This is a genomic window from Chromohalobacter sp. 48-RD10 (assembly GCF_029889785.1).
GTDB lineage: Bacteria > Pseudomonadota > Gammaproteobacteria > Pseudomonadales > Halomonadaceae > Chromohalobacter.
In genome coordinates this window covers 1-1,016 of record NZ_JARANX010000169.1, presented here as the reverse complement: position 1 = coordinate 1,016, position 1,016 = coordinate 1, and the positions used below count along the sequence as shown (strand labels likewise).

Sequence of the window (1,016 nt, the reverse complement as noted above, 5' to 3'; positions counted from 1 at the left end):
CTCGTAGATCTTGCCCACTACGAACTTGACGAATTCTTCCGGGGTGTCTCGGAAAACTTCACCAATGGCCTGTTTGGCAAGGTTGGTGTACTTGAGCCGGTTGGCCGTACTGAGAATGGCATCAACATCAAAATTGGGCTTGGTGAATTTCTGAAGCTCTTCGATATCCTGTTCGTTAAAGTCTTCCAGGTTGAAAGTGAAAAAGGGGCGGGTGTCCAGCTTGTTCTCGGAGTCCAGGTCAGAATAGAAACGGTACTCAAGGCCGTTCGTCAAAATGGCGAATTTGGCATCCGTGCAAGCAAAGTAGCGGTAGAGTTGGTTGTACTGGACATTGGCGAGATTGGTGCCCAAGGGTTTGCATTCCATGAGGATCGAAATGTTGCCATCTGCACGAATGGCGTAATCGACCTTTTCACCCTTCTTGGTGCCTACATCCGCCGTGAATTCTGGCACTACCTCTCGAGTATCAAAGGGATCGTATCCAAGCGAGTTGATGAAGGGGAGCACTAAAGCCGTCTTGGTCGCTTCCTCGTTCTTGATGTGTTCGACCTGCTCTTCACCACGACGTGCGATGCCGTAAAGCTTCTCGCTCAAGTCCATGATGCCCCCTGTGTTTAGTTTTTGGCGTATAGGTAAACTTACATTACGCGAAGTTTCCTGAGTTTACCAAAAGACCAAAGTCAAACGAGAGCCTCGTCCTGTCGACTCCCTTGCTGTCCTATTCAGGCGGCCAAGCCCAGCCGCTGATCGAGCAGCGGCAGGGAAGTGGGCCATCAAGGGAAAGCTAGACGTTACGATACCGTGAACGCCTAGTGTCCGAGCATCCGGTGTAGCGTGTCGTCGCGCCTAATCAACCGGTGATAACCCGCCATGACGATATGTCCGGTCACCAGCGTGGAGAGGAGCCAGGAAAGAGGCACATGGATTTGGCCGAATGCGGCGGCCCAGGGCACATCGGCGTCGGTCCAATACGCCGTATCGAATACAGAGATGCCGTAGCCCGATCCCCAAGTGGA

2 protein-coding genes are annotated in these 1,016 nt (G+C 52.6%); both read right to left on the bottom strand.

What is annotated here, in order from left to right; all coding sequences use genetic code 11:
* Positions 1-600 (bottom strand): type I restriction endonuclease (locus OP496_RS17990; RefSeq protein WP_280565324.1); only part of this gene is annotated, 600 nt, incomplete at its 3' end.
* A gap of 209 nt (positions 601-809) precedes the next feature.
* Positions 810-1,016: cytochrome b/b6 domain-containing protein (locus OP496_RS17985; RefSeq protein ID WP_280565321.1), on the bottom strand; the 207-nt coding region annotated here is incomplete at its 5' end.